The organism is Streptomyces sp. NPDC051776, from assembly GCF_040681345.1.
Lineage (GTDB): Bacteria > Actinomycetota > Actinomycetes > Streptomycetales > Streptomycetaceae > Streptomyces.
Genome location: NZ_JBFAYQ010000151.1, coordinates 1 through 2,164 on the forward strand (window position 1 = coordinate 1; position 2,164 = coordinate 2,164).

Sequence of the window (2,164 nt, forward strand, 5' to 3'; positions counted from 1 at the left end):
TGAAGCCGTAAAGAATCAAGGTGTTGCTTCGTGGGTCTGGAGTCGTTCTTGGAGTATGGCGGTCCCGGAGGAGATTTGTTCCCAACTCCGTTGCAGGTTCATGGTGTTGTTGCCGCATCTGAACGAGCGGCAGCAGCGATTGGCTCTGGCGACGGAGGCCCGGCTGCTCGGGCATGGCGGCGTACGTGCGGTGGCGCGGATCGCCGAGGTCAGCGAGACCACCGTGCGGCGGGGTGTGGCGGAACTCGATACAGGCGTGGGGCCGTTGCCCGGCGGTCGCGTCCGTGCCCCGGGTGGTGGCCGCAAGAGGGCCGAGGAGAACGATCCTGCCCTGGTGAAGGCGCTGTTGGGGCTGGTTGAACCGGATGAGCGGGGCGATCCGGAATCGCCGTTGCGGTGGACGACGAAGTCCTTGCGCAACCTGGCGGAGGAGCTGAGTCGGCAGGGGCACCCGGTGTCCGCTCCGACGGTGAGCCGGCTGCTGCGGCAGGAAGGCTTCAGTCTGCAGGCGAATGCCAAGACGCTGGAGGGTGCTCAGCATCCGGACCGGGACGCCCAGTTCCGCTATATCAACGAGCAGGTCAAACAGCACCAGGCAGATGGCGAGCCGGTGATCAGCGTGGATACCAAGAAGCGGGAGCAGATCGGGCGACTGCCGATGGCCGGGCGCGTGTGGCGCCCAAAGGGCGAGCCGGTTCAGGTCGAGGACCACCACTTCTTCTTCAGCGGCCCGGATGTCGAGCAGGCGATCCCGTACGGGATCTACGACATCACCCGCAACACCGGCTGGGTCAACGTCGGCGTCGACCACGACACCTCCACCTTCGCCGTCGAGTCAATCCGCCGCTGGTGGCGCTCGCGCGGCAGCCTCGACTACCCCAAGGCCACCCGGCTGCTGATCACCTCGGACGCGGGCGGCTCCAACGGCTACCGCTACCGGGTCTGGAAGAGCGAACTGGCCGCCCTCGCTGCCGAGACGGGCCTGAACATCACGGTCTGTCACTTCCCTCCGGGAACAAGTAAATGGAACAAAATCGAGCATCGGCTGTTCTCGCATATCACCCACAACTGGCGGGGCCGGCCGCTGACCAGCCATGAAGTCGTCATCGAGACGATCGCCGCCACCCGCACCAGGGCCGGGCTGCGCGTCGAGGCCCACCTCGACCGGGGCGACTACCCCACCGGCATCGCGATCAGCAAGGACCGCTTCGCCGCGCTGCCCCTGGTCCAGCACGAGACCCACGGCCAGTGGAACTACACCCTGCTGCCCACCCCCACCGAACCGGACGCCCTGCCGAGCAACTGCGATGCACACGACGTCGCCGCCCGACGCCGCTCACTTCTGGACCGCCTGGCCGACCCACGGCTGACCGGGCTGAGTGGCACGCAACTCGCCGAGCTGAGCGCCGAGTTGGAACCTCTCCAAGCCGCCCGGGCCCAGGAACGCTACAGCGAGCAGCGCGGCGGACGCGCCCGGCGGGCCACCGGCAAGCTACGCGGCAGCAAGCCTCTGTTCGACGACGCAGCCCGGGTCATGCTCACCCTCCTCTACCAGCGACAGGTCTGCTCGATGAAACTGCTGGCCGACATGCTGGAAGTGACTCCCACCTGCGTCGGCCACCTCGTCGCCGAGACCCGACGGCTGTTGGAGGACCACGGCCACCAGGCCGGATACGCCCCCACCCGCTTCACCACGGCGGCTGCGTTGCTGGCCTTCCTCGACACCGCGACGGCTCCGCCGCGCACCCAGATCATGGAGAGCCTGTCGCATCCGCGGCTGACCGGCATGTCCTACGAAGACTTGGACGCACTCGCCCGCCACCTCGCTCCACGCCAGGTCGCTCAGACCGAACGTGCTTCCTACCAGCGCCGGGGCGCCGACCGCCAGGCAGGCAGCCGCGGCGGCGTCTTCCCCCAGAAGATCGGCGACAAGGAGCGCGTCGTCCTCGCCGTCCTTTACCTGCGGAAACTGTGCACCCTGGACGTCCTCGCCGACGCATTGGGCGACGTGAGCAGATCCCTGATCGGCAATGTCATCCGCGAGATCCGGCCCTTGCTCGTGGAATGCGGGCTTCTCCCGTCTCCGGCGACAGTCCGCTACCGATCGGCCACCGAGCTCCTCGCCGCCGCACATAGTGAAGACGACACACCGACAAGTTGATTC

At 67.3% G+C, this 2,164-nt stretch carries 1 protein-coding gene; it reads left to right on the top strand.

Going from position 1 to position 2,164, the window contains the following annotated elements:
- The first annotated feature begins 55 nt into the window (after positions 1-55).
- Positions 56-2,161, top strand: coding sequence for an ISAzo13 family transposase (locus AB0M26_RS31815; RefSeq protein WP_365266494.1), 2,106 nt, complete (start codon positions 56-58; stop codon positions 2,159-2,161).
- Positions 2,162-2,164 lie beyond the last annotated feature (3 nt).